This is a genomic window from Eggerthella sp. BIOML-A4 (assembly GCF_009875575.1).
GTDB lineage: Bacteria > Actinomycetota > Coriobacteriia > Coriobacteriales > Eggerthellaceae > Eggerthella > Eggerthella lenta.
On record NZ_WWRX01000008.1, the window covers coordinates 129,374 to 154,648 of the forward strand.

Annotated in this window: 19 protein-coding genes and 1 pseudogene; 8 read left to right on the forward strand and 12 right to left on the reverse strand. The window is 60.7% G+C overall.

Translation table 11 applies throughout. The features are described from left to right. Positions 1-48: 48 nt before the first annotated feature. The gene (locus GT613_RS09165; RefSeq protein WP_086415001.1) at positions 49-1,605 is read right to left on the reverse strand and encodes an aminopeptidase 1; all 1,557 of its coding nucleotides are present in this window, start codon (positions 1,603-1,605) and stop codon (positions 49-51) included. A 261-nt stretch (positions 1,606-1,866) separates the two neighbouring features. On the opposite strand from GT613_RS09165, the gene GT613_RS09170 reads away from it, so the two are divergent. The 3 genes from GT613_RS09170 to GT613_RS09180 all read left to right on the forward strand — a co-directional run bounded on the left by GT613_RS09170 (position 1,867) and on the right by GT613_RS09180 (position 6,750). After that, the gene (locus GT613_RS09170; RefSeq protein ID WP_009306008.1) at positions 1,867-5,139 is read left to right on the forward strand and encodes an ABC transporter ATP-binding protein/permease; all 3,273 of its coding nucleotides are present in this window, start codon (positions 1,867-1,869) and stop codon (positions 5,137-5,139) included. Between the two features lie 268 nt (positions 5,140-5,407). Next, entirely contained in the window at positions 5,408-6,010 is a 603-nt protein-coding gene (ngr, locus tag GT613_RS09175; protein ID WP_009306007.1) for a nigerythrin, read from the forward strand. A 167-nt stretch (positions 6,011-6,177) separates the two neighbouring features. After that, positions 6,178-6,750 carry a carbonic anhydrase gene (locus GT613_RS09180; protein ID WP_015759962.1) on the forward strand — a complete coding sequence of 191 codons (573 nt, stop codon included), beginning with the start codon at positions 6,178-6,180 and terminating at the stop codon, positions 6,748-6,750. A gap of 87 nt (positions 6,751-6,837) precedes the next feature. Here the strand turns inward: GT613_RS09180 and GT613_RS09185 are convergent. The 4 genes and pseudogenes from GT613_RS09185 to GT613_RS09205 all read right to left on the reverse strand — a co-directional run. Continuing rightward, positions 6,838-7,122: pseudogene (locus tag GT613_RS09185) on the reverse strand (slipin family protein); the annotation flags it as partial. Positions 7,123-7,359: 237 nt separating this feature from the next. After that, positions 7,360-7,890: a metallophosphoesterase family protein gene (locus GT613_RS09195; protein ID WP_015759961.1), complete on the reverse strand. Its 531-nt coding sequence runs from the start codon at positions 7,888-7,890 to the stop codon at positions 7,360-7,362. A 148-nt stretch (positions 7,891-8,038) separates the two neighbouring features. Continuing rightward, complete coding sequence (locus GT613_RS09200; RefSeq protein WP_114513314.1) at positions 8,039-9,121, reverse strand: molybdopterin-dependent oxidoreductase; 1,083 nt, start codon at positions 9,119-9,121, stop codon at positions 8,039-8,041. Positions 9,122-9,136: 15 nt separating this feature from the next. Further along, positions 9,137-10,819 carry a molybdopterin-dependent oxidoreductase gene (locus GT613_RS09205; RefSeq protein ID WP_114513313.1) on the reverse strand — a complete coding sequence of 561 codons (1,683 nt, stop codon included), beginning with the start codon at positions 10,817-10,819 and terminating at the stop codon, positions 9,137-9,139. Between the two features lie 306 nt (positions 10,820-11,125). Between GT613_RS09205 and GT613_RS09210 the strand changes: the two genes are divergently transcribed. From GT613_RS09210 to GT613_RS09220, 3 genes are all read left to right on the forward strand, one after another. After that, a complete protein-coding gene (locus tag GT613_RS09210) occupies positions 11,126-12,715 on the forward strand; it encodes a helix-turn-helix transcriptional regulator (RefSeq protein ID WP_035584210.1) in 1,590 nt (529 codons plus the stop codon). A gap of 126 nt (positions 12,716-12,841) precedes the next feature. Then, entirely contained in the window at positions 12,842-13,297 is a 456-nt protein-coding gene (locus GT613_RS09215; RefSeq protein WP_009305994.1) for an Hsp20/alpha crystallin family protein, read from the forward strand. A gap of 199 nt (positions 13,298-13,496) precedes the next feature. Continuing rightward, complete coding sequence (locus GT613_RS09220; RefSeq protein ID WP_009305993.1) at positions 13,497-14,243, forward strand: NAD-dependent protein deacylase; 747 nt, start codon at positions 13,497-13,499, stop codon at positions 14,241-14,243. Between the two features lie 144 nt (positions 14,244-14,387). Here GT613_RS09220 and GT613_RS09225 read toward each other — a convergent pair whose 3' ends face one another. From GT613_RS09225 to GT613_RS09235, 3 genes are all read right to left on the reverse strand, one after another. Then, entirely contained in the window at positions 14,388-15,383 is a 996-nt protein-coding gene (locus GT613_RS09225; protein ID WP_139019513.1) for a hypothetical protein, read from the reverse strand. A 118-nt stretch (positions 15,384-15,501) separates the two neighbouring features. Next, the gene (locus tag GT613_RS09230; protein ID WP_240132880.1) at positions 15,502-17,241 is read right to left on the reverse strand and encodes an FAD-binding protein; all 1,740 of its coding nucleotides are present in this window, start codon (positions 17,239-17,241) and stop codon (positions 15,502-15,504) included. Positions 17,242-17,485: 244 nt separating this feature from the next. Further along, complete coding sequence (locus GT613_RS09235) at positions 17,486-18,442, reverse strand: LysR family transcriptional regulator (protein ID WP_009305990.1); 957 nt, start codon at positions 18,440-18,442, stop codon at positions 17,486-17,488. Positions 18,443-18,833: 391 nt separating this feature from the next. Between GT613_RS09235 and GT613_RS09240 the strand changes: the two genes are divergently transcribed. Continuing rightward, positions 18,834-19,445, forward strand: coding sequence for an NUDIX hydrolase (locus GT613_RS09240; RefSeq protein WP_009305989.1), 612 nt, complete (start codon positions 18,834-18,836; stop codon positions 19,443-19,445). On the opposite strand, the gene GT613_RS09245 is transcribed toward GT613_RS09240, so the two are convergent. Continuing rightward, entirely contained in the window at positions 19,442-20,887 is a 1,446-nt protein-coding gene (locus GT613_RS09245) for a helix-turn-helix transcriptional regulator (protein ID WP_161172599.1), read from the reverse strand. The genes GT613_RS09240 and GT613_RS09245 overlap by 4 nt on opposite strands. Before the next feature lie 213 nt (positions 20,888-21,100). On the opposite strand from GT613_RS09245, the gene GT613_RS09250 reads away from it, so the two are divergent. Continuing rightward, the gene (locus GT613_RS09250; RefSeq protein WP_009305987.1) at positions 21,101-22,774 is read left to right on the forward strand and encodes an FAD-dependent oxidoreductase; all 1,674 of its coding nucleotides are present in this window, start codon (positions 21,101-21,103) and stop codon (positions 22,772-22,774) included. A gap of 47 nt (positions 22,775-22,821) precedes the next feature. Here the strand turns inward: GT613_RS09250 and GT613_RS09255 are convergent, their stop codons facing one another. The 3 genes from GT613_RS09255 to GT613_RS09265 form a co-directional block, all read right to left on the reverse strand. Continuing rightward, positions 22,822-23,355: a cysteine hydrolase family protein gene (locus tag GT613_RS09255; protein WP_009305986.1), complete on the reverse strand. Its 534-nt coding sequence runs from the start codon at positions 23,353-23,355 to the stop codon at positions 22,822-22,824. Then, the gene (locus GT613_RS09260; RefSeq protein WP_009608177.1) at positions 23,352-24,629 is read right to left on the reverse strand and encodes an HD-GYP domain-containing protein; all 1,278 of its coding nucleotides are present in this window, start codon (positions 24,627-24,629) and stop codon (positions 23,352-23,354) included. The genes GT613_RS09255 and GT613_RS09260 overlap by 4 nt, the downstream gene beginning before the upstream one ends. A gap of 83 nt (positions 24,630-24,712) precedes the next feature. Then, the gene (locus GT613_RS09265) at positions 24,713-25,273 is read right to left on the reverse strand and encodes an NAD(P)H-dependent oxidoreductase (protein ID WP_009305984.1); all 561 of its coding nucleotides are present in this window, start codon (positions 25,271-25,273) and stop codon (positions 24,713-24,715) included. Positions 25,274-25,275: the final 2 nt, after the last annotated feature.

Sequence of the window (25,275 nt, forward strand, 5' to 3'; positions counted from 1 at the left end):
CCCCGCCCCCGTTCGCGATTCTGATGCTTCGTTGCCCGCAGGGCGTCCCTACGCGTTTTTCAGGAACGCTTCGTAGCCTTTGAAGGCCTCGTAGATGTCGGCTTTGCTGGCGACCTCCCACGGGGAGTGCATCGACAGCACGGCCACGCCCGAGTCGATGACGTCCATACCGTACTTGGCAGGAATATAGGCGATGGTCCCGCCGCCTCCCACGTCGACCTTGCCCAGCTCAGCGGTCTGGAACGACACGCCGGCGTCATCCATGACGCGGCGGATGCGCGCCACGTACTCGGCGTTCGCATCGTTGGAGCCGCTCTTGCCGCGGCTGCCCGTGTACTTGTTGAACACCAGGCCGCGCCCCAAAAACGCGGAGTTCTTCGCCTCGAACGCGCTGGCGTAGGCGGGGTCGAAGCCGGCGGACACGTCGGACGACAGCATGCTTGACGCCGCTAGCGCGCGGCGCAGCGGCAGCGGGCCGCCCTCGCCGGCAAGCTCCATGATCTCGGCCATGGTGTTCTCGAAGAACTGCGATGCCATGCCGGTGGCGCCCACGCTGCCGATCTCCTCCTTGTCCACCAGCACGCACACGGCCGTCTTCTCCGGTGCCTCAGCGAGCGCAAGTTGCGCCACGAGCGACGTGTAGGCGCACACGCGGTCGTCCTGCCCGTAGCCGATCACCATGCTGCGGTCGAATCCCAGGTCGCGGGCGCGTCCAGCGGGCACGACCTCGATCTCGGCCGACAGGAAGTCCTCTTCCTCGATGCCGTACTTCTCAGCCAGCAGCTTAAGCGCGAACGCCTTGACGGGCTCCTTCTCTTCTTCTTTACCAGCAGGAGCCTGGACATCCTCGGTCGGATCGCCGTCCACTGCAGATTCCCCGGGAGCCTCGGCGGCGCCCACCAAGCGAGTTCCGCACGAGCCGGACAGTCCAGCGGACCGTCCGTGCGAGCCAGGACTGCCGAGCGACTGGGTGCCGTCGAGGCTCCCGCCTCCGCAGGTCAAAGGGCGGTTGCCCATGAGGATGTCCAGGTCCTCGCCCTCCACCACCTCGTTGGCCTTCTTCGCCATCTGCTTGCCGGCCAGGTGGACCAGCAGGTCGGTGACGCAGAACACCGGATCGTCCGGGTCGTCGCCCACCTGGACGTCCACCACGGTGCCGTCTTTCTTCGCGATCACGCCGTGCAGCGCCAGCGGCAGCGTGACCCACTGGTAGTTCTTGATGCCGCCGTAATAATGCGTATCGAACAGCGTGAACCCGTTCGACTCGTACAGCGGGTTCTGCTTGAGGTCGAGGCGCGGGCTGTCGATGTGCGCGCCCAGGATGTTGAGCCCCTGCTCCAACGGCTTCTGCCCGAGATGCGCCAGGATGAGCGCCTTGCCGTGCGCCTGCGCCCACACCTTGTCGCCGGCCTTGAGCGTGCGCCCTTCGCGCACCGCCTGGTCAAGCGGCAGGTAGCCGTGCTCTTCCGCCAGCGCGACGGCCGAAGCCGCGCACTCGCGCTCGGTCTTGTTGTCCGAGATGAAGTCGATGTACTCGGCAGCCAGATGCTCCAGCGCCTCGAGGTCGGCTTCGTCGTATTTCTTCCATGCCACGTCGCGTTCCATGTCATGCGTCCTTTCGCCGCCGTTTTCTTATTCCGCCCCATTATCGCCAAGCCCAGCGCCAGCGAAACCCCGAAAGCGCAATCTCCCGCAAATCGTAAGCAAGCGGGCGCGAACCCAAAAGTAACCGTTCGGTAAACTCGGTGAAGATTGCTCTTTCCCAAGAAGGGAAAGCAGGAAAATCAACCATGATTAACGAAGCATCAACCATTGCGTAACACCTGCGTTTCGCCTCCTCGCGAGGAACGCACCGAAAGGCACCCCATGCTGCAACTGCTCAACATCTGCAAGTCGTACACGACGGCCGACTTCACCCAGACCGCGCTCGACAACGTGTCGGTGTCGTTCCGCGACAACGAGTTCGTGGCCATCCTGGGGCCCTCCGGCTCGGGCAAGACCACGCTGCTCAACATCGTGGGCGGCCTCGACCACTACGACTCGGGGAACCTCATCATCGATGGCATCTCCACCGAACAGTATAAAGACAAGGACTGGGACGCCTACCGCAACAACCGCATCGGCTTCGTGTTCCAAAGCTACAACCTCATCCCCCACCAGACGGTGCTGTCCAACGTGGAGCTGGCGCTGACGCTGTCGGGCGTGTCGCGCGCCGAACGCCACGACCGCGCGGTGGCCGCGCTGCAGAAGGTGGGCCTGGGCGATCACGTGAACAAGAAGCCCAGCCAGCTGTCCGGCGGCCAGATGCAGCGCGTCGCCATCGCGCGCGCCCTGATCAACGATCCCGAGATCCTGCTGGCCGACGAGCCCACCGGCGCCCTCGACTCCAAAACCAGTGTCCAGATCATGGACCTGCTCACCGAGATCGCGAACGACCGCCTGGTCATCATGGTCACGCACAACCCCGAGCTGGCCGAAGACTACGCAACGCGCATCGTCACGCTCACCGACGGCGTCATCCGCTCCGACACCGACCCCTACGAGCCCACCGCCGAGGACATGCGCGTGAGCGAGAAGCCCGCGCGCCGCACGAAGATGTCGTTCCTCACGGCGCTTTCGCTGTCGTTCAAGAACCTCATGACGAAGAAGGGCCGCACGCTGATGACGGCGTTCGCGGGCTCTATCGGCATCATCGGCATCGCCGCCATCCTGTCGTTGGCCAACGGCGTGAACAACTATATCAAGTCCGTCGAAGAGGAGACGCTATCGGAGTACCCGCTGCAAATCCAGAGCACCGGCTTCGACATGACCTCCATGATGCTGGGCGCGGCCACCGGGGCAGGCGGCAACACGGGGGAAGCCGAAGGCGACGGCGACCAGGACAAAGTAGGCGTCACCGAGATGGTCACCAACATGTTCTCCAGCATCGGCTCGAACGATCTGGCGTCGCTGAAGGAGTACCTGGACAGCGGTCAGAGCGACATCGACCAGTACACGAACGCCATCGAATACACCTACAACGTGGCTCCGCAGATATACAGCTCCAACACCGATAAGCTTCGCCAGGTGAACCCCGACAAGTCGCTGTCCGCGCTGGGCCTGGGCTCAACGGCATCCTCGAACAGCCTCATGTCCATGTCGATGAGCACCGACGTGTTCTACGAGATGCCCAGCGACCCGAACCTGTACGAGAGCCAGTACGACGTGAAAGCAGGACACTGGCCCGAGAACCACAACGAGGTGGTGCTCGTGCTCACAGGCAACGGCAACATCAGCGATTTCATGCTGTACACGCTGGGTCTGCGCGACGCCAACGAGTTCGACGACATGGTTAAGAAGTTCGCGGCCGAAGAAGAGGTGACCGCGCCCGACAACATCGAGCAGCCCACCTACGACGACATCCTGGGCATCACGTTCAAGCTGGTGCAGGCCACGGACTACTACGTGCACGACGACGAGTTCAACGTGTGGAAAGACAAGACGGACGACACCGACTACATGCGCAACCTGGTGAACAACGGCGAGGACGTGAAGATCGTCGGCATCGTGCAGCCGCGCGAAGACGCCACCGCCACCATGCTGAGCTCGGGCATCAACTACCCCTCCACGCTGACCGACTACGTGATCGAGCAGGCCGCCAGCAGCACCATCGTGAAGGACCAGCTGGCCCATCCCGACACCAACGTGTTCACCGACAAGCCGTTCGGCGAGGAAGACGACGGCGAGGGCTTCGATATGCAGTCGCTGTTCACCATCGACGGCGATGCCATCCAGGCGGCGTTCAAGTTCGACGAGAGCGCGCTGACCAGCGGATTGTCAGGCATGTCGCTGGACCTGTCGGGGCTGTCGCTGGACATGGGATCGTTGCCGGCGTTCGACGGCTCGTCCATCGCCATCGATCCCAGCAGCATCGACATGAGCAACCTGGTCGATTTCAGCGACATCAAGCTGGACCTGGGCGATGTGCAGCCGACCATGGATTCGGCGAAGATGCAGGCGGCCATGGAAGACATCATGGCAGGGTTCAACCCGTGGTACGCGAACTGGGCGCAGGAACAGGTCGCGCAAGGTAAGGTTCCCACCATGGAAGACGGAGCGAAAGCCTACCTCGAAAGCGAGGAGGTCCAGAAGAAGATCGCCGATGCCATCATGGGATCCATCGACATGAAGCAGGCCACCGAAGCCCTGCAAACCCAGCTGCAGCAGCAGCTGTCGGCAAAGATGCAGCAAGCCGTCCCCGCCATGGCGCAGGCGCTTGAGAGCCAGCTGCAGGCGTCCATCACCACGGCCATGAGCTCGTACATGCAAAACGTGCTGGGCGCGTACATGCAGCAGATGCAGACCGCGCTGGAAACGCAGGTGTCCGCTGCCATGCAGCAGTCCATGAACCAGATCGCCGCGAACATGTCTAACGCCATGAGCATCGATGAGTCGGCCTTCGCCAACGCGTTCCAGATGAACATGGACGAGAACGACCTCACCGAGCTCATGATGTCGATGATGGGCAAGGAGGACGCCTCCTACGACAACAACCTGAAGAAGCTGGGCTACGCCGACTTCAACAAGCCGAGCGGCATCGACATCTACCCCATCGACTTCGAGAGCAAAGAGAAGGTCATCGGCATCCTCGACGCCTACAACGACCGCATGACCGCCGACGGCGAAGACGACAAGGTGATCACCTACACCGACTTCGTGGGCACGCTCATGGCCTCGGTCACCGACATCGTGAACATGATCAGCTACGTGCTGGTGGCGTTCGTGGCCATCTCGCTGGTGGTGTCGTCCATCATGATCGGCGTCATCACCTACATTTCGGTGCTGGAACGCAAGAAGGAGATCGGCATCCTGCGCTCCATCGGCGCCAGCAAGGGCGACATCAGCCGCGTGTTCAACGCCGAGACCATCATCGTGGGCTTCACGGCCGGCGTCATCGGCATCGGCCTGACCATGCTGGCCTGCATACCCGCCAACGCCATCGTCTACTCGCTGTTCGACGTGGCGAACGTGGCCTCGCTGCCGTGGCAGGCCGCCGTCATCCTGGTGGCCATCAGCGTGTTCCTCACGTTCCTGGCCGGCCTCATCCCCTCCAGCGCCGCCAGCAGGAAAGACCCGGTGGAAGCGCTGAGAAGCGAGTAAGCGAAGCTGCACCGCACAAGCCCGAGCAAACCGAAGAGGCGCTCCTGTTTTGCAAGAGCGCCTCTTTTCCTCGCCAAGACGAGAGGGGCGGCGTCTTCCATCGCCCCTCTCGCTTGCCGCGGACGCTTTTGTGGACGTTTCGCGAAATACCCGACGGCCATCGATTACCCCCTTGCGTCTCGTTCGGCTTCGGAGTATTCTACTTATTGAGATTAATTCTCAATAAGAGTGCACAGACGAAAACGTAAGACGAGAAGGAGTATCACCCATGAAGGTACGTTCCGAGATCCCCACCGCCGAGAACACCACGAACATGGACGGCTTCGGCACCTGCGAAGTCGGCACCACGCTCGAGAACCTGAAGGCCGCCATCGGCGGCGAGACCGGCGCTTCCGCCAAGTACGCCGCGTTCGCCCAGGCTGCCAAGGAGCAGGGCTACGAGCAGATCGCTCGCCTGTTCGAGGCAACGTCCGCTGCCGAGCAGATCCACATCGGCCTCGAGTACGCGCTCGTCGCCGAGATGGAGCCGGGCTTCGAGAAGCCGGCCGCCCCTGAGGCCGAGGGCATCCAGACCGACCTGAACCTCATCATGGGCGCTCAGGGCGAGATCTTCGAGACGTCCGACATGTACCCGGCCTTCATCAAGAAGGCTCAGGAAGAGGGCAACACGAAGGCCGTGCAGGTGTTCACCCGCGCCAAGCTGGCCGAGTCCGTGCACGCCGAGCGCTACCTGGCGGCGTACAACGACATCGACGCTCCCGACGACGACAAGTTCTACCTGTGCCCCATCTGCGGTTACATCCACAAGGGCGAGAACTTCGAGAAGTGCCCCATCTGCTTCTGCCCGAAGGCCTCCTTCCGCGCGTTCTAAACCGTCGCACCCAGCTTTTCCATCTGCCAGAAACGGCCGCCCTCGGGCGGCCGTTTCCACGTCTGCGACCTGCATCTTCACCGAATGTTTCACGTGAAACATTCGTTCGCACATTGCGCGGGAGCAGGTTGCGCTATCATAAGGGCTTCGGACGAAAGAAGGCTCTTATGGATCAGCAGCAGGCGACCATCTCCCCCACCATCGACGGCATCCTCGCGCACAACCGCGCGTTCGTGGAGCGCCGCGACTTCGAACGTTACACCACCGACAAGTACCCCGACAAGAAGCTGGCCATCGTCTCGTGCATGGACACGCGCCTCACCGCGCTGCTGCTGGCGGCGCTGGGGTTGAAGAACGGCGACGCGAAAATCATCAAGGTGGCCGGCGCCGAGGTGGCCCACCCCTTCGGCAGCGTCATGCGCTCGCTGCTGATCGCAGTATGCGAGCTGGGCGTGGAGGACATCATGATCGTGGCGCACACGAACTGCGGCGCACAGCACATGAGCGGCAAGGAGATGGTAGCGAACATGGAGCGCCTCGGCGTATCGGCCGAGCGCATCGAGTTCGCGCGGCACTGCGGCATCGACTTCGACAAATGGCTGGCCGGCTTCGGCGACACCGAGGAAGCCGTGCGCAAAAGCGTCGACATGGTGGCGAACCACCCCGTCATGCCGCCCCACGTGCGCGTGATCGGATTCATCATGGACTCCGACACCGGTGAGCTTTCGGTGATCTGCTAAGCAGGCGACGTCGTCCAGACTCACCGTCGTCCTTGCTTTTCATTTGACCGTCATTTGCTTTTCTGGGCCCGCGAACTTCGGCCTTCGCTACCCCTTCGGGGTTTTCAGGGAGTCGGCCATGTTCTTCAGGGCGGCGTCGCTGAAGCCTTCGCTTTAGGCGCTCGGGATGACCACGGTGCCGCCGGAACCCTTCACGCTCTCGTACAAGAGGTGCATCGTGCGCAGGCGCAGGGCCACCTCGTTCTGCTCGTACACGTGCGCCGCGTCCACGACGCATGGACGAGACGTCCTTCTCCACCTCGGCCAGCACCTGCGGGCGTTCTTCTCGCGCTCGGCCTGGGCCTCGGTGGACATGACCTCTTGCAGCTCCCGCGATGCACAACAGGTCCACCGGCAGCGCGCGCACCAGCCGCTTCGTCGCCGTGACGAACGCTTCGACGGCCAAGGGAACCAACAGCCCCAAGCCCTCATGCAAAGCGACACCGCCAAGCACGCCGCTTCGGTCGCCTTGCGCGCCCCTGCACGCATTGTCGCCCGAAAGCCGCGGAATCGCGCCTGAAAACGAGGCCTTCGGGCGACAATGCGCATGGAATGCACCGGGCTTTCGCCTTACGCGCCCTCGCCCGCTTCGAACACGGTCTGCCCGTCCAACGACGCGATGCGCACGCCCAGCACGCGCCCGTCGTCCACTAGCATGCGGCCCGTGCACTTCGGAAACCCGCCGCGAGGCCGGAACGGCGCGCCGGGGCAGACGACGTACGATGCCGGACGCGCCTCGGGTCCGTACACCAGCTCGGGCACATGCGTGTGCCCGTGGACGCACACCTGCGGGATGGGATCGCCCGCCGCCAGACCCGCGCAGCCGTTGAACCCGATCTGCACGTCGCGCGGATAGTGCGCCACGAGGAAGCGCACGCCGTCGATCACCGGATGCGCGAAACGGCTCACGCGCGAGCCGTACTCGTCGAAGTCGTTGTTGCCCAGCACCGCCGTGGTCGGCGCCAACGCCTCGAGCGCATGCAGAATCTCGGGGCCGCCGATGTCGCCCGCATGGATGATATGGTCGACGTCCGCCATGGCCGCGAGCGCCTCGTCGGGCAACTGTCCATGCGTGTCGGATATGAGGCCGATAACGGTCATGACGAGCTCCTTCTTTGCATCAACCGATCGAATGGCAAGTATAGATCATACGCCGGCCTTCACGCGACCCATTAAACCATTGCCAAACTGCAAGCGGACGCCCGAAAAAGAGGGCGCGCCCGGATTGCGCGCCCTCCGATAAGCCCTCTTACGAGACCTGGAACAACAGCGTCGCCGCAAGCGGCGAAACCATGCCGTCTGCAGTTTTGGCACGCACCGTCATACGATAGTCTCCTGCATCCTCGAACGAAGTGGAGAACTGCCAATTCACCCATTTGTCCGCGGTTGCTCCCTCGGTCGCGCACGACGTCCAAGTAGCGCCGCCGTCGAACGAAAACTCGATAGCCTCGATCGGGCTTCCCAGATCGTCGGCAACGCCCTCGAACGTGATCTCGTCGCCTGCGACGAACGTGCATCCGTCGGCGTAGTTCATGATGTTGATCTTGTTGCGGTAGCACGGATCAACCTGCTGCACATCGGGTTCGGCGTCTTCGCGCGTCAGCTCGATGTCGGTGATGTTGCGCGTGAAGTACCGCGCTACCGTCTCGGGCATCCACAGCTGCATGCTGGAACCGTCCGTCGCCGACGCAAGCTCCTGGCCGTTCACCTGGTAGACGAGCATCGCATCATGCTCCAAAGCGTAGCGCAGCGGCAAAGGCTGGCCGAACCCGTCGGCGCCGTACGCCGTCACGGTGTTCACGCCTTCCTCCAAATCGGCCATTTCCACGATGGACGCCAGCGGCACGCCGAGCACCGCAGCCTGTCCGAACGGAGAGCCGGTAGCGCACGAGCACGCCATGAGCGCCTCCTCGCTGGCATCTTCGGACAACTCGCTTACATCCACCGTGAAGTTCTTCTTGATATGACCCCCTACGTTCACGTAGAAATTGGCCACGCCGCCCGTCTGCGCTTCGAACTCGACCGCAGGTTTAGAGCACATCGAGGTCAAAGCAGCACCGAATACGTTGAACAGCTCGTCGTTCGGGGTCGTTCCCAATTGGTTGAATACAAAGCTTCCCTGCACGTTCGGCACCCGTACGTACGAGCCGTCGTCGACATTCACCCACGAAGCCTCAACCACGTTCTCGTTGAACGAGTGCGTCGTCCCGCTCGCCGCATCGGATGCATCGGCACTGTTCGGATTCAAAGCGTTCAGCGCCAAGCCCGACCCGGTGAGCAGCAGCGCAGCTCCGGCAACACCGGCGAACATTCGGGTATTTCGTTGCGTCATGTCTATCATCCTCGCTTACTGCTGATCGCCGGAAGCATCGCCGTCGGCCATGGCCGGATCGACGATCTTCCCTATCTCGGTGATCTCGTCTTCGGACGGCATCTCGTCCTTCGCGTTCACCAGCACCTCGTGGTTGCGGTAGCTCACTTCGCCGTCGACGTCCGTGCCGCGCACGCTCAGCACGTACGCTCCTTCTTTCTCGGGCGTGAACGTGAAGCTCCACCACAGCCACTTCGCCGGATCGACGTCTCCCACGTCGAACGACGTCCACGTCTCGCCGCCGTCCATGGAGAACTCCACCGTCTTCATGGGATGGTCGAACGCGTCGGCATAACCGTTGAACGTGAACGGCTTGCCGTTCTGGATGATGAGACCTTCGGGCACGCCGCACACCGTCACGTTGGGACGGTTCACATGGGCATCCTCTTGGTTGACCTGGCCGCACACACGCTCTTTCATGACATCGGACGACACGTGGTAGCCGTTGATCTGCTTCGAGAAGATCTGGGCATCGTAGGTCTCCTGCCAATGCATGACCGGGAAGCCGTGACGTGCGCTGAGGTATTCGCCATCGATCTTGTACACCAGATACCCTTTGTCCAAGACCGAGAGGTCGAACCCGCTGCGCGAAGACCCGTCTGCGCGAATGACGCGCACGCTGTTGGTGTCTTCGGTGTAGCCGCCAGCCTTCTCGATGAGCCAGCTGACCGGGATACCGGTGATCTCGGCCTGGCCGATTCCGCCGCCGCCGATCGGATTCAGCTCGCACACCATCTTCGAGGGCTTCGTGACCACCACGCCAGCGGCTTCAGCTTCGGCCACCAGCTCGGGCAGCTTCTTCGTGTAGGGCGCGTTCACGTTCCCGTCGACCGTGAACTCCCACTCGTCGAACATGCTCTGGGGCAGGTCGATGTCAAGCCCGTTAGGCCCGCATGCGTAACGCATATGGTCGTAATAGCCGTGAACGAAGTCGTAGCTGTACAGCTCGTCTTGCGTCTGCACCTTGTCCTGGGTGGATGCGAACTCGCCCTGCACGTTTTCAACCTTGTTGATGCCTTGCAGCGCCTCATGCTTCACGTTGTCCCACAGCTGCATGCCGTTGCCATCCGCAGTCGCGTCGTGACACGATTGACACGTGCCGTTCGAGCCCTCGGCGAACTTGTTCCCGCTGCGCTCGTTGTAGTGGATGGCATGTATGAGACGGCCGAAATCGTCGCCGTTGTCACGATGGCACGAGATGCACTGGTTCACGTCGCTGTACGTCTCGAGCGCTTTGTTGTCGATCGTGGCATGCTTGTACTCCATGTTCTCGATCATCGCATTCATATCAGCATGGCACGAATTGCACCCTCGGTTGTCCGCGTCGAGGTAGTACGTGTTGTACGAAATGGTCCAGCTTTGCTGCATCCAATGGGGGCACTCGTACTCGGTCGGGGTACGCTGAACCAGCTGCCCATTCGAATATCGGATGATCTCGGGCGCGTACTCCTCGGCGATCTTGTCCCACTTGTCGTAATTCTCGACGATATACTCTTTGCCGGGATACTGAACATCGCCGTCCGGCTCCCCTCCGCGCACTATTTCGTCTGCAGTCGACGCAGAATCGGCCGCAAGCGCCGGACCGACCACGCAACAAGCTGCAGTCATCGCCAACACCCCCGCCATTCCAAGCGCGGCCTTCAGTCGCATGTTTCTCATGATCTCTCCTCCATCCTCTCTTGTCGTGCGTGCGGCAGTTCCGCCTTATCGCTTGCCCCTCCTTCCAACCTGGAACAGGCGCGCACGCCGCACACCCGGAAGATGGTAGAAGCACGGGATGTCCACCGCCATCGACGTATCCGGGTGAATATGACGAAGGGCTCGAACGGGTATCCCCCGGTTTGGTTGATAGAGGCGCGCCGGGTTTTCGCCTATCGTGAGAATCGTATATAATGGCCAGCTGTTCAGAGGACTTTCGAATATCTGCTCGCAACCGCGCCGGGAAGAGAAACAGGGGGATCGATCATGGAAACACCCGCCGGCGTGCGCGTCAACCGCAGCGCAGTTCTTGCCTCCTTGGGACTAAGCACGAACCTGCTCTGGTGCACGCTGGCCGGGCATACCGGAGGGTTCCCCTCCTCCCTGCACGACCTCGATCCCGCCGTCAATCCGCGTATCTTCTTCCTGCTGGGCATACTCATCGTGGGAGTTGCGTTCGCAGTAGGCCCCCGATGGCTCCGCGAACGCGACCAACCTTTCTCCTACGTTCTACCGCTTGCATCCTCGATAGGCACCGCGAGTTTCGCCCTCGCCTCCAATCAAAGCCTCTTCGACCCTATTTTCCTTGCCATCGCCGGCCTGATCATGTTCGGCGCGGGCTATTTCTGGATCGCCTCGCGATTCTATTTGCTGCTAGCCAGAACGCAGACTTTCGCCTGCACCGCTTGGTGCATCGTGGCGGCATTGGGTATGGAAACGCTCGTGCTTCCCATCGCCCGCTATGCGGTGCCTCCCGTCTGGCAGATCGCCGTCACCATCGCGCTGCCGCTCGTTTCCGCCGCGCTATTCAAAGCCGCCCGGAGCTCTGCGCCTACCGAATCCGCCCAGAATATAACCCGGCGCGCCGACCTCCCCGGAGCAAGGATGGAAGCGCTCGCGGCTCAACCTCGGCGCGCCGTGCTGCCGGCGGGAAGAGAGGGTCGAAGAAGCCTGCTGGTGCTTATCGCTGCAGCTGCGCTGCTACTTGCGACCGTACGGTCGTTCAGTTCGATCGGATTATGGGGCAGCGAGGCCGTCGCAGCGCAAGGGATCGCGGCAGAGGTCGTCTTCTCCCTCGTCTCAACAGCGTTTCTTGCCCTCTTCGCACTCGCCACGCTGGTGAAGACAACCGGATGGCGCCTCGATTTGAGGTTTCAGCCAGCGTTCATCATCGTCATCGGCGGTCTGTTTCTCGTGGTGTCCCAAAACGCCGCCCCTGGGATACCCGCCGCTCTGCTGGACGCCCTTATGCGGCTGGACGACTCGTGTGCGCACGTGCTGTTCTGGATCGTCGTGGTCACCGCCATCGATGCGCTTACCATGCCCTCGTACCGAGTGATGGGCGTTGCAGCAGCCGTCTACGCGCTCAGCTCCGTGCTGTGGGTCGCCTTGCTGGGCAGCGGAGTGGCTTTCAGCAGCATGATCATGCTGGGCGCCGCGTACTCCCTCACGATCGCCGCCATTCTCAGCGAATGGATCGGGGCAAGGCGCCTGGAGTCGACGGAGAAGGAAAGCGCAGCGGGCAATCCCGAACCCACGACTGCGCACCCTTCAAGCGGCGATCTCACGGGAGAGCACGTATCACGCGCCATCGCGGTTCGATGCGAAGACATCGCAGTCGCGAACAAGCTTTCGCCCCGCGAAACGGAGATATTCATCCTCCTCGCTCAGGGAAGAACGCGAACCCTCATCCAGGAAGAACTGGTGCTTGCCGAGAACACGGTGAAAACGCACATCGCCCACATCTACGCGAAACTCGGCATCGGCAATCGTCAGGAGATGATGGACCTCGTCTTAGGCGCCACCGAAGAGGACGGCCGCGCGGCAAGCCCCCGCTCCTACATAACGAAAAAGTAACCATTTAGCACTCTCGGTTGTAGAGTGCTAAAACGCGTCGTAGAATACCAGGCATACCAAGCAAGGCGGCGTTTCGGCGCACCCGGAACCACCGCCTCCCCGCACGACTAGAGGAGATGATCGAACATGGCAATGATGGTACCCATGCGCAGGAACCGCAACCTGTTGAGCGAGCTGATGACCGACCCCTTCGACGCGTTCTTCAACGCCGCCTCGGCTCCCATGCAGAAGATGTCGCCCACGCTCATGCGCACCGACATCAAGGAGACCGACGCAGGATTCGAGCTGACCATCGACCTGCCGGGCTTCAAGAAGGACGACGTCCAGGCCGAGCTGAAGGACGGCTACCTCACCATCACGGCGCAGACCCAGTCCGAGTCCGAGGACAAGGACGAAGAGGGCACGTACGTCCGCAAGGAGCGCTTCAGCGGCAAGTGCAGCCGCACGTTCTACGTGGGCGACGACATCGAGGAAGACGACATCAAGGCGAAGTTCGAGGACGGCGTGCTGAAGATCGCCGTGCCGAAGAAGCAGGAGCAGCCCAAGCTCGAGGAGAAGAAGACCATCTCCATCGAGGGTTAATCCTTCGCGAAACGCAAGCGCACCGGAAGGCGGCCACCGTGGCCGCCTTCCTTGTTTTCACCCAAAGGCACGCTTCGTCGTCTGCGCTCGGGATGACAGGCGTTCAAGAGCAAAACAGGCCGATCAGAACGCATGTTTCACGTGAAACATCCGGACGCAAGAAGCGTGGTATCATGGGTCGAAACCGACAGGAGGAGCTATGGACGAAACCGTGCGCGCTATCGAAACGTTCCGCAGCTGGGTGGCCGACACGCCGCCGGGCGGCCTGGTGTTCTTCGGCGGCGCAGGCGTGTCCACCGAGAGCGGCATCCCCGATTTCCGCAGCCCGGACGGCCTGTACGCGCAGAAGTACCCCTATCCTCCCGAGCAGATGGTCAGCCGCAGCTTCTTCGACGCCAACCCCAGCGCGTTCTTCGACTTCTACTGCGACCGCATGCTGGCGCTCGACGCGCAGCCGAACCGCACGCATCGCAAGCTGGCCGAACTCGAGCAAGCGGGCACGCTGGCCGCCGTGGTGACGCAGAACATCGACGGCCTCCATCAAAAAGCGGGCAGCAAGAACGTGCTCGAACTGCACGGCAGCGTGCTGCGCAACTTCTGCATGGCGTGCGGCGCAGCCTACTCGGTAGACAACCTGCTGGCCCTTCGCGCGCAGTCCGACGACAGCGTGCCGCGATGCCCCGCCTGCGGCGGCATCGTCAAACCCGACGTCGTGCTGTACGAGGAGCCCCTGAACGAACGCACGGTGCACGGCGCCGTGAATGCCATCGCGCAGGCCGACCTGCTGGTGGTGGCGGGAACGTCGCTGGCCGTGTACCCGGCGGCCGGCCTCATCGACTTCTTCACAGGGCGCCGCCTCGTCATCGTCAACCGCACCCCCACCCCGCGCGACCGCCAAGCCGACCTCTGCATCGCCGCCAACGTCGGCGAGGTCTTCGGCTTCTAAGCGCTCGCGCGCTATCACGCATCAATTCGTTCGCGAACAGCACCTTAAATGCATGCAAAGCGCCCTGCCTCTTGCCTCAGCCGGCGGCAGCAAAGGAGTTCGTTGGCCATCATCGCGATACCCCAAAAAAAACAAGACCTCCGATCATAAGCCTTTCAGGACGCTTTTTGGAATGCTGAAGGGAAAGAGAGCCTCGAAACCCATCATGGATTCCTTCTTGAAATCGCGAACGATAGCCCGTTTAATATGAGAAATAACACCCGTCGGTTCAAAAATATACTCTGCCAGAGTGTCCAGGAAGAGCGGCAGAGGAGAATTTCGCCCTGCGATTTTCATATGCGTAAAGCCGGCAGAGCATAATTCAGAAATCCTCCTATTGGAAATGAAAAGATTCTCGGAAAGACGACTCTCGATGCAGGATGCGGTTTCCAAATGATAGCAAGGGCGCCCCTCGCCACAACAACCTCGATGACTCCACTCCTCGAGCTCGCTGATATGACTGAAAGCATGTTTGCAATCAGGAACGCAAAACTGGTTCACAATAATTTCTACCGAATCGCGTCTATCGCGCAGATCGTCCAGCCAGCCATCGCGAAGCACATACTCGCTTCTAACCACAACTTCATCGTAAAGGCGAAAAAGATCTCTGTAGTAATCCGACTCCGATTCACGGCTATCTTGTAAATTGCACATCGCTTTATTGAGCGACGCGACAATCGCAATGCGAGGTCGCGAGCGCTTTATGTAGCGAGCAAGGCCATCATCGAAAAGGATGACCTGGCCATCGTACTTTTCAACGTAATCGAGAAGCATGTTATTGTACTCGTTATCGTAATCTTTCTCATCCACAGCTAATTTTGAAAAAGTCAAGGCGCATCGTACACCGAATTGGGCATAAGCGGAGAAATACGCGTCTATCAGACCTCCGTCCAAAGGAGACCTCACTGCCGAAGGGCGCCCACCAGACCAAGAACAATGGGGAGCCCCGTACACGAGATCAAAAGGTCGCTCGAAGCCAAAAGCCGAGCATATCTCCAAAAGCTTCAGAGCGCCCCAATCGTTACAGCAAAACGCTGGAACCTTCCAGGAAGCACGCACAGATCGGTCTCGATACACGTCGCAATCGTTCCGAAACTCCATGACGGAACCTCCTCGTTCGCAAAGCCAGCAGTCTCTTCGGTAAAACGCTCATCCTCATTTGTCCCGACCATAGTGGTGGCCAAGCGAAACAACATCGCTTGGCCACCATCCCAAGAATCTATTTACCCGCAAGGGCAGATTTGGCAGCAAGATAACCGCTGCACCAGCTCAAACCATTTGCTCCCATAAGACTGGTGTTGGTCCACTGGGAACCATAGCTATTTTCGCCCGCGATACCGCCAGCGGTAAGAAAGTTTGCATAGAGGCCTGGGATCTGATTTCCGTCGGCATCGAGAACATGCATGTTCTCGTCGACACGCAATCCGCATAGCGTTTTCCCGATCATGGCTCCGATCTTCGCACAATAATAAGGCGGCTTTTTCAAAGGAACAAGCCACTCGGAATTGTAAGGAACGGCAAGGTCGGTATCCTCCCCCGTTTCGCAAACCTCATTCCATCGCTTAACCGCCGCTACGAACCTGTCGGGATCCAGTCCGACCTTCTCAGCAAGTTCTTCGAGCGTATCAGCTTTCTTAATAGCCCCGCGATCGATCGCATCAAGAACCTCCTGCCTCCAGTCGTCCGACACAAGGTTGTTCTCTATAAGCGTTCCATCCTTTTCGATAGGAACCCTAGACTTATCGGTCGCCTTTTTGTTGCAAATGATCTTGAGAGTCTCTTCATAGTTATCATCAAGAACGGCATAGGCTCCATGTCCCACAAGGGACATCCACGCCGAAGCATTCGTCACTTCACCGTTGCTGAAACCTTGATTGATATATTCTTCCTGGAAGTCATAGCCTCCGAAGTATGGCGCGCGGTTGCACTGCTTATCCAACATGAGCCAGGGGTTGGTCAACAATTGGCGAGGCCCATTCCAGAAATAATGCCAGTAGGAACCGTCTCCATCTCCGTAGTACTCATCCAATCCCCCTTCCCAGCAGCTAAACGAATTCAATCCCGCATAATCGGCCCCCGCACCCAACCCCATGCGGAATGTATCTCCCGTATGGAACGGCATGGGACCGCCCTGCAGCGCTTGCTCATAGCAAGACGGAATATAGCGTTTCAAAAGATCCCTGTTCATGCCAAAGCCGCCCCCGCACAGCACAACGCCTTTCGCACCTTTGGCGTAGATCTCGTTTCCATCGACGTCCTTTGCCATGATGCCCACAACGACGCCATCCTCAACGACCAAAGTTTCGCATTTGGTATTGAGCATAATTTCTGCACCAGCGGCCAGAGCGGCCGCTTCCATAGCGTTAACGGTACCGTTCATGCCCAAGACGGCATTTTGCCTACCCTCGGCAACCTCTTTATCGAAATACACGCGAGGAACCCCAACTAACGGAACGTCTTTATGCTCCATCATCCAATCAATGCACTCAGCTCCTGCTACAAGGACATTCGCATACATAGGAACGTTGAGGGAGTACTGATAATAAGGCCCGAGCTCGTTTACGGATGCAACGGGATCAAATTCCGGCCCAGGCCAAGCGGCTCCCAATTCGTTTTGAAGCTTCGATCCTCCGGCAAAAATCACATAGCCCAACGCATGACGCGTGGCACCGCCGACTGTTCCCTCCTTTTCGACTGCGATCACGCTCGAGCCGCTTTCGGCCGCCAAAGTAGTTGCGGCAAGGCCACCACCGCCCGTTCCCACCACAACCAGATCCACTTCGCGATCCCATGAAGCCGGCGGATCCAGCGGCAGGATAGGATCGGCTTCACTCCGCGCTTCGCCGTTCGAGTCGACGGCTTCCGTAGCCACAGGACCGCACCCTGCCACCCCAAACAAAGCTGCGGCACCGCCTGTTATGGCTGCACCTTTCAAAAAACTACGACGATCTAGCTCCATGATCCCCTCGCTTTCCGGAAGCGAAAGGCGCAAAACGCACCTGACACCTTCCTTGACGTAAGCAGGCCTTCCTCCTGCATATCGAGAATACCTGGTTGAAGCTCAATGGTAAAAACGAGGTTTTCAGGTTGCTTTTCGCAAGAAACACGTCCGATGCAATCGCATTTTACGATACCCGCCATTGCAGGTTGTAGTACCTATTCCACCTGGATAGCTATCTAGCTCCAAGACGACAAAATGCCTGCTAATCCTTGAACGCCTCATTTGACAGAGAAGAAATCTTGGCCTCTTCGTAAAAGGCGAGCACGTGGCTTTTAAAACACTCGACCATATCGCTGTTGTCTTCGCTCCGAAAGACCAGATATCCCGTAGAGTAGATAGGAGGATTGAATCGGCCCATAACTTTCCCGTTCGCCTCATTCATCGCTTCAATGATCTGCGACCCGCGATTGAGGATGATCAAATCGTCCCTGTTGATCTTCGAAAGGAAAAAATCATCTACAGAGCGGCAATAACGAGGTTTTACATTTGCCTTTGCCCCATAAAGAGAGAACAGTTCTTCGTACATCGTTTGCAAATGAACGCTGTGGGTCCCCATACCGACCGGAACTGGAAGCTGGTAGCCTTCCAAATCGCACGGAGTCAGCGAATCACAATCGCGAAGCGGCGAATCCTTATCCATCCATATGATGAACTCTTCATCCAGCAATGGAACCAGCTGAAAATCCTCTTCCAAGCTAGGATCTGCAACCGCATTGCAATAATACCCGCAGTCGAGAACACCCTTCCTCAGCTCGTCAAGCGTATCTCCTCCATGCGTATCCTGCACGTCAACTATCGCCTGCGGATACTTCCCCTTAAACCCTATAACCGCATCCAACAATGCTATAACGAAACCTTCTCTGCGCTGCGGAGCCCATACCGTGATCACGGCATCTTCCCGACCCCTTTGCACCACGCCCCTCTCCTTGAAACCGTCGTAGAGGCACACGATCTCGGAGGCCACTTCCAAGAACTCACGACCCGCAAGCGTCAAGCGAGGACTGCCATCCCTTTCCACCAAAGAACATCCTAGGTCCCTTTCAAGCTTTATGATATGGCTGCTCAAAGTCGACTGCGCCATATTGAGCTCGCGAGAAGCCTTCGTAACGTTAAGCCCCTTCGATAGGAAAACGAACTCTTTTAGAATTTCAATGTCCATGACACTCCCCTTTGTCGCGGAACGATATGAAGCACAGTGTAGCATCCTTAAAATAACCGTTCGATGGTTGCCCCCCTCACCAACAGCCTCAAATGCTGAATAGATTCGACCGACGGTCGGCAATGAGGCTTCGCGCTCGGTCCCATTCTTTGAGCATCGCGAAAACGCCCGGATGGCAAGTTCAGCGACTTCCTCCCGAGAAGCTTTTCCTTTGGGCTTCTCAACCTCCACCAACGTCAGAAGAAGACGTATCCTCTTCCGACAACAACAGCAACTGGCAGTATCATGAAACGCAAGGCATGACGCGCGCTTGAGATGTGCGCTCGATCCGAACGCACGGCAGCCAGAACCATGCCGTAACACAACCGCACCCAAGAACAGGAGCTTTCCCATGCAAGCCGTTCCCCAGCTTTCCAACATCCGCCAGGTTTCCGACGGATGGATCAAGAAGTACGTGCTGGCCTACACTATGCCCGACGGCTCGACGTACGAGTACGAAAGCGCGTCGCGCAAGAGCCTCGAAGCCTACCGCGCCGAGCTGGAAGGCAATGCCGCAGGTCGGGCGTGCGCGGCCGACGCCGTGTGCATCGTGCCACAAACCGCGACGGGAGAGCTGCTGCTCATCCGCGAGTTTCGCTATCCGCTGAACAGCTGGTGCATCGCGTTCCCGGCCGGCCTCATGGAGCCGGGCGAGGACCTCGCAACCTGCGTCGACCGCGAACTCCGCGAGGAAACGGGCTACGCCCTGCGCGCCGATGCCGACGCGCCCGCGCTCGACCCGCTGCCGCAAGCGGGCTACTCGTCCACCGGTCTCACCGACGAAACCGTGCACGTCGTGTTCGCCCAGGTGGAGAAGGTGGCCGACGCGCAGCCTGAGCCGGCGGAGTTCATCGAGCCGTTCTTGCTGCCCATCGCCGACGTCCCCCGTTTCCTCGCGGAGAACGAAACCCCCATCGGCACCCGCGCCCAACTCGTGCTGGAAGCCTTCGCCCGCCGACGCTAGTCGGTCGTGATGCTCTGGGCTTCCTTGTCCAGCCCGAGAAGCAGCTCGGCTTGCGAGTGGACGTCCAGCTTGCCGTACAGGTTGCGCATGTGCGTCTTCACCGTGGACTGGCTCACCACCAGCTTCTCGGCGATGTAGGGCGCACGGTAGTTCTGCGCCAGCAGCACGAGTATCTCGCGCTCGCGCGGCGTCAGGTCGAAGCGGGCGGCGACGGCGGCGCAACGCTCTTCGAGCCCCGCGCGAACCGCTTCGGCCGCGGCGGCCTCGCCCGCTTCCCGCCGCGTCGCCTGCCGCTGCATGATCAAAAACGACAAAGCCCCTCCCGCCGCGAACGTCGCCAGCACGACCACCACCGTCAAGCTCGCGTACAGCGACGCGGACAGGGACGCATGAAGCCCGACGAACAAGGCCCTGATGGCTATCATGAAGGCGAACGAGCACAGCAAAGGCGTGGACGAGTTCCCCTTACGCGCGCCCTTCGGGAACAGAAACGGCGTCATCATGACGTAGAACAACGTCACCTTGTACGTGGAATCCACGATGAGCATGTGCAAGAACCACAGATCCCCCGGGGCCTGCGACGTGTAGAACGACACGAACGTCACGGGAAGCACGAACAGCTCGTACACCAGGATGAAGCTGCGGTTCCAAACGCGCTTCACGACGAGCAGGGCGATAAGCCCCGCAGCGACGATGCCGCACCCGATGGCCACCTGGATGAACGCCGCCATGACGGCATCGCCCTGCAACCCCATCCACGACGACTGCGACGTGACCATCGGGCCCCGGCACAGAAGCGGCAGCGCGACCAGGCTGACCGCGACGACGCGGTCTTTCAAAGTCGAGCAGGCGAAGCGGGGAAGCGGCTGATCGAGCTCGTCGTTCGCCCGACGTTTGCCCACCAGCGGCCGGTACAGCACGAACAGCCCGCCGGCCGCCACCGGCAACGCTCCCAGCAGCACGCGCGCCACCTCGCCCGAGAACAGCGCGAGAACCATGGTCAGCAGCCCGGACAGCAAGCAGGCGGCCGCGAATGCGCAGGCGGTGCGACGCGCGCCCAACGGCACGAGCCGCTCGCCCCAGAGGACCAGCAGCAGCCCCGTCGCCACCCGGTACAACACGAGCGCGGCCAGCGCCAAGCCGTCGTCGGCCAAGGGGGAATACAGAAGAAGCCAGGTAGCCGCCGCCGACAAGAGGGCGACCGTAACCCGCACCGCGCGAAGGTCGCTCACGCGCAGCGCGCCGCGCACCCGGTACAGAACGACGATGGCCAGCATCGCCGCAGCCTCGACGGCGTACGGAAGCGGCGCGAACATGGAAAAGCTCACGAACCGGGCGACGGGCATGCGCTGGACTTCCAGCACCATGAGCGCGCATGCCAACCCGACGACCGCCCAGCCGATTCCGGGCGTTCGCGCGAAAAGAGAACGAATCGAACCCATAAGACCCCTTCCTCCCTGCCTACGTTTATATCAGAAAACCAGGATGAGATGCCTCCCCGCCTGCAACTTCATACCGTTTGTAGGAGGAAAAACCCGCCCTCGCTTGGTAGCTTCGAACAAGCTTGGATGCAGGCCGAGGGCCGCCCATCCCTCCCATGCGGCGCAAAGCCCGCATCCAAGCGCGCACGAGCATCAAGGAAAGGAGAGGGAGCAATGGAACTGAATCGTCGAGACTTTCTGAAGGGGGCGCTCGCAACCGGCATCGTCGCCACGGGCGCAGGGCTTGCAGGCTGCGCGCCTGCCGCTTCCGACGCCAAAGTCGAAGAGGCGGCATCGAGCTTTCCCGAAGGGCTCCAGGCGAGCGACTTCGAGGAATCGCCCGTCATCGTCGAGCCCATCACCGACATCGCCGAAGAGAAGACGTTCGACGTCGTGGTGGTAGGCGCGGGAACGGGCGGCGTGCCCGCCGCGCTGAGCGCCCTCGAGGAGGGCGCGACCGTCGCCGTGCTGCAGAAGGAGTCGAAGCCCATCGCCCAGGGCGGCACCTGCTCGGGCGTGCTGCTCGACCAAAGCGACGAGCAGGGCGTGATGAACTACCTGCAAGGTTACCTCGAGGACTGCCGCTGGCGCGCCGACCGCAAGCTGGCAGAGACGTACTGCAAGTACTCGGGCGAGGCCATCCGCTGGACGCAGGTGCGCACGGCCGAAGCGGGCTTCCCGCCTTACACGGTGCGTCCCACGGCCGTGACCGAATACGAGGACGGCAGCAAATGCGCGCGCCGCAGCATCATGTTCGGCCCGAAGCCGTACAACAACGGCACGATGGTGGAGCATTTGGCCGAGCTGGCCGCCAGCAAGGGCGTGGAGTTCTTCTACTCGACGCCGGGCGTGCAGCTGGTCACCGACGAATCAGGAACCGTGACCGGCGTGATCGGCAAAAGCGGCAGCTCCTACATCAAGTTCAACGCCACGAAGGGCGTCATCCTGTCCACCGGCGACTACCAGAACAACCAGAGCCTCGTGGAGCGTTATTGCCCCGACGTGAAGGAGTTCGACCGCAAGCAGAGCAACAAGACCGGCGACGGCATCCTCATGTCCATGGCCGTGGGCGCCGGGTTCGTGCCCGTGGGCCACTCCCACATGATGCACGACTTCGACTCCGGCCCCATGTTCGACGAGCCGTTCCTGTTCGTGAACGAGGACGGCGAACGCTTCATGAACGAGGACTGCGTGTTCGAGGAAGTGAACTGCGTGCTGCGCAACCAGCCGAAACCGGGTTGGTATTCCCAGATCTTCGACGACGATTACGTCGAGCAGGTCACGGAGTGGGGCGGCAAGCCCACCGACAAGGAAAAGATCCAGGTGTACATGCCCGACGTGAAGATGGACCGCTCGGCCGAAAGCGGCGCGAACGTCATCGAAAGCCTCATCGGCACGTATTGCTGCGACACCTTGGACGAGCTTGCGGCGAAGCTGGAGATCCCCGCCGATGCGCTCAAGAAGTCCGTCGCGCGCTATAACGAGATGGTCGACGCCGGGTTCGATGCGGACTTCGGCAAGCAGGCGAAGTACCTCAAGAAGATCGAGAAGGCGCCGTTCTGGGGCATCCATAAGCACGTGCGCGTGTCCGCGCTGTGCGCCGGCGTCACCGTGAACGAGAACTACCAGGCGCTTCGCACGGACGGCGAAGTCATCCCGAACCTCTGGGTGACCGGGTTCAGCGCCGGCCAGCTGTGCGGCAGCCCCGACTGGTCGATGTACCAGGGCGGCATGTCGGCCGGGCACTGCATCATGACCGGGCGCATCTGCGGCATCCAGGCAGCCACCGGCGGCAAGCTGGAATCCAAGAGCCCCGTCACGGAAGCCGACGTGGAGGCGTTGGCGTAAACGAAAGTCCGACAGCTGTGGCGGCCCGACGGCCGCCGCAGCCTCGGTTAGCGGTTGGTCACTTGGACCTGCAGGCCCTCCAGCACGTCGAGGGCCTTCTCGTTGAGGGAGTCGTCGAACGAAGCGGTGCAGGCGGCGTCCACGATGACGGGCACCTCGGGGCAGGCCGCTTTCGCCAGCACGGCGTTCGAGATCACGCAGATGTTGGACACGAGGCCCACCAGCTCGATGCTCTTGAACGGCGGCTGCGCTGCGCGCAACCATTCGAACAAGTCTGCCGAACCGAACGAAGGCTTCTCGAACACCTCGTCCGTCGGACGGATGAGCTCGGCGATGCGCCCGTACAGCGCGTGTCCGGGCGCGCCCTCGATGCAGTGCTCCACCGGCAGGTTGCGCCCTTCCTGGGTTTCCAAATAGTCGCAACGATGCGTGTCGAACGTGAACGCGATCACGTCGGCCGCGCTGCGGTACTCTTCGATTTTCGCGGCTATGGGCTCCTCCAGAAGCTCGGCACCGGGAAAGCCCAGCGATCCGTCCACGAAATCGTTCTGATAGTCCACTACGATCAACAGGCGCTTCATGCGCTTCTCCCCTCGTTTTCAGCTTGCCACCTTTTCAGTTTTCCCAGCATCAGCGCATAAGCGCTCTGCACGCGCTCATACGCGGCAGCCACTGGCTGGCACGCTGCGGCGACCGACAACATGATGGCATCGTAGTCGCGCGTCATGGTCTCGACCACGATGCAATCGATCTTGCCGGTCTCGACGTGCCAGGCCAGCAGCTCGAGCACCTTCTCCTTAGGATACGCCTTCTTGTAGCTACGCGTGCCCACGAGCGCGCTCACGATGTCGGCCACGGCTATGATGCGGTCGGGCATGGACAATTCAGCCGCATGAAGACCGCGCGGATATCCCGATCCGTCGAGTTTCTCGTGATGGCGGGCAGCCGCCTGCAACAGCACGGGCTCTATGCAACCCTCGAGAATATCCTCGGTCAGCTCCACGTGCGTCCGCATGACCTTCATTTCCTCGTCATCGAGCTTCCCCGGCTTCTCCAAAATGGACAGCGGAATGCCGATTTTGCCCACATCGTGCACAAGCGCGCTCGTGTACACGCGAGCAGCCGCGCGCTGGTCGCCGATCAGGCGCAACGCCAACTCATAGGCAACCCATGCCGTGGTCACCGTGTGGGTGACGGTATGCCGGCTGCGAAAATCGATGACATGCACGAGCATGTCGAGGAACGAAGACGCCGAACCGGTACCGTCCGGATCGTCCACGATATGCGAGCGGTCAGGCTGTTTCACACCGCTCCTCAGACGAGCGAGCACGTCGAAACGCCGCTGCGCCTCGAAAAACAGGGCGACCGCCTCGGGCGAGAACGCGCCAGGTCGCGATGCAGCCAGCAGACGCTCTACCTCGACGACATCCGCTTGAGGACGCTCCAGCAGCAACACGTCCACCCGGTCGGCCACATGCACGGCCCCGGCCAGGAATTTTACGTACGGATCTTGGTCGGTGAACCGATCGTAAGGCAGGTGGTGGTACAGGATCACGTCCGCATAGGCGCCGAGCGGCGTAAGCTCTTTGAAGAACAGATATCCGTAAAACGAGTGCTCCCACACGCTTTCCGTTTCAAACGCCACCATACGGTCGATTTCCTCCGTGCGATAGGCGCCTACATCGTGCAGCAACGCCACGAGGTACGCTGCGCGGCGCTGCGTTGGATCGGTCACGCCCTTCGCTTCCAGCATGGCATCGAGCACCGCGGCCACCCGCAACCCGTGGTCGACAAGTCGAGGATCCACGCAGTTGAGAGCGCGCTGCACCATAATGGATACCGCGATGATGGACAAGCCGTCATCGAACCCCTCTGGATGCGAAAATCGGGACCGACGAGAAACCGTCGGTCCCCCTGCATAGGTTTTGCCGGACTCGCTCAATCGAGTTTCGCCATCTGGGCGCGAGCCTTGTCCATCTGCTCCTGGACGTCGATGCCCACGATGTCCAGCCCCTCGGCCGCCACGAAGCGGACTTCGGGAATGCCGAACATCTTGGCGATGCCAACGATGTACTCGTAACCGAAGTTTGCACCCTCTACGAAGCCGCCGCACGTGGTGATGTACGTGATGCGCTTCGCTTTGCAGATGCCCTCGCAGCGCGCGTCCTCGGTGTAATGGAACGTCAACTCGCACACGCTGACATGTTCAAGGTACGTTTTAAACGCAGCCGGAAACGAAAGATCCCAGTACGGCACACCGATGACGATGTCGTCGGCTTCCGCGAACTGGCGCGATAGGCTGAAAATGGGATCGTCCCACTCCCCTGCCCTCTGCTTCTCCGTACGGTACGCCACACGATCGGCGTCGAACGGCTTGAGATCGAGCGCCGCAACGTCAACCTCCACGACGTCGTCGAAGCGCTCCAGGTATTCGCGGCACAGCGCGAGCGTGCGCGATGCCTCGCCGCGCATGCACGCGTTCACAAACAGCGTGGTCACTT

Bases quoted from the DNA above. Each gene is read 5' to 3' on its own strand.
- GT613_RS09210 (WP_035584210.1), top strand. From the start codon at position 11,126: ATGGAAACACCCGCCGGCGTGCGCGTCAACCGCAGCGCAGTTCTTGCC.
- GT613_RS09225 (WP_139019513.1), bottom strand. From the start codon at position 15,383: ATGGAGTTTCGGAACGATTGCGACGTGTATCGAGACCGATCTGTGCGT.
- GT613_RS09165 (WP_086415001.1), bottom strand. From the start codon at position 1,605: ATGGAACGCGACGTGGCATGGAAGAAATACGACGAAGCCGACCTCGAG.
- GT613_RS09215 (WP_009305994.1), top strand. From the start codon at position 12,842: ATGGCAATGATGGTACCCATGCGCAGGAACCGCAACCTGTTGAGCGAG.
- GT613_RS09230 (WP_240132880.1), bottom strand. From the start codon at position 17,241: ATGGAGCTAGATCGTCGTAGTTTTTTGAAAGGTGCAGCCATAACAGGC.
- GT613_RS09205 (WP_114513313.1), bottom strand. From the start codon at position 10,819: ATGAGAAACATGCGACTGAAGGCCGCGCTTGGAATGGCGGGGGTGTTG.
- GT613_RS09200 (WP_114513314.1), bottom strand. From the start codon at position 9,121: ATGACGCAACGAAATACCCGAATGTTCGCCGGTGTTGCCGGAGCTGCG.
- GT613_RS09195 (WP_015759961.1), bottom strand. From the start codon at position 7,890: ATGACCGTTATCGGCCTCATATCCGACACGCATGGACAGTTGCCCGAC.
- GT613_RS09240 (WP_009305989.1), top strand. From the start codon at position 18,834: ATGCAAGCCGTTCCCCAGCTTTCCAACATCCGCCAGGTTTCCGACGGA.
- GT613_RS09245 (WP_161172599.1), bottom strand. From the start codon at position 20,887: ATGGGTTCGATTCGTTCTCTTTTCGCGCGAACGCCCGGAATCGGCTGG.
- GT613_RS09220 (WP_009305993.1), top strand. From the start codon at position 13,497: ATGGACGAAACCGTGCGCGCTATCGAAACGTTCCGCAGCTGGGTGGCC.
- GT613_RS09235 (WP_009305990.1), bottom strand. From the start codon at position 18,442: ATGGACATTGAAATTCTAAAAGAGTTCGTTTTCCTATCGAAGGGGCTT.
- GT613_RS09180 (WP_015759962.1), top strand. From the start codon at position 6,178: ATGGATCAGCAGCAGGCGACCATCTCCCCCACCATCGACGGCATCCTC.
- GT613_RS09250 (WP_009305987.1), top strand. From the start codon at position 21,101: ATGGAACTGAATCGTCGAGACTTTCTGAAGGGGGCGCTCGCAACCGGC.
- ngr (WP_009306007.1), top strand. From the start codon at position 5,408: ATGAAGGTACGTTCCGAGATCCCCACCGCCGAGAACACCACGAACATG.
- GT613_RS09255 (WP_009305986.1), bottom strand. From the start codon at position 23,355: ATGAAGCGCCTGTTGATCGTAGTGGACTATCAGAACGATTTCGTGGAC.
- GT613_RS09170 (WP_009306008.1), top strand. From the start codon at position 1,867: ATGCTGCAACTGCTCAACATCTGCAAGTCGTACACGACGGCCGACTTC.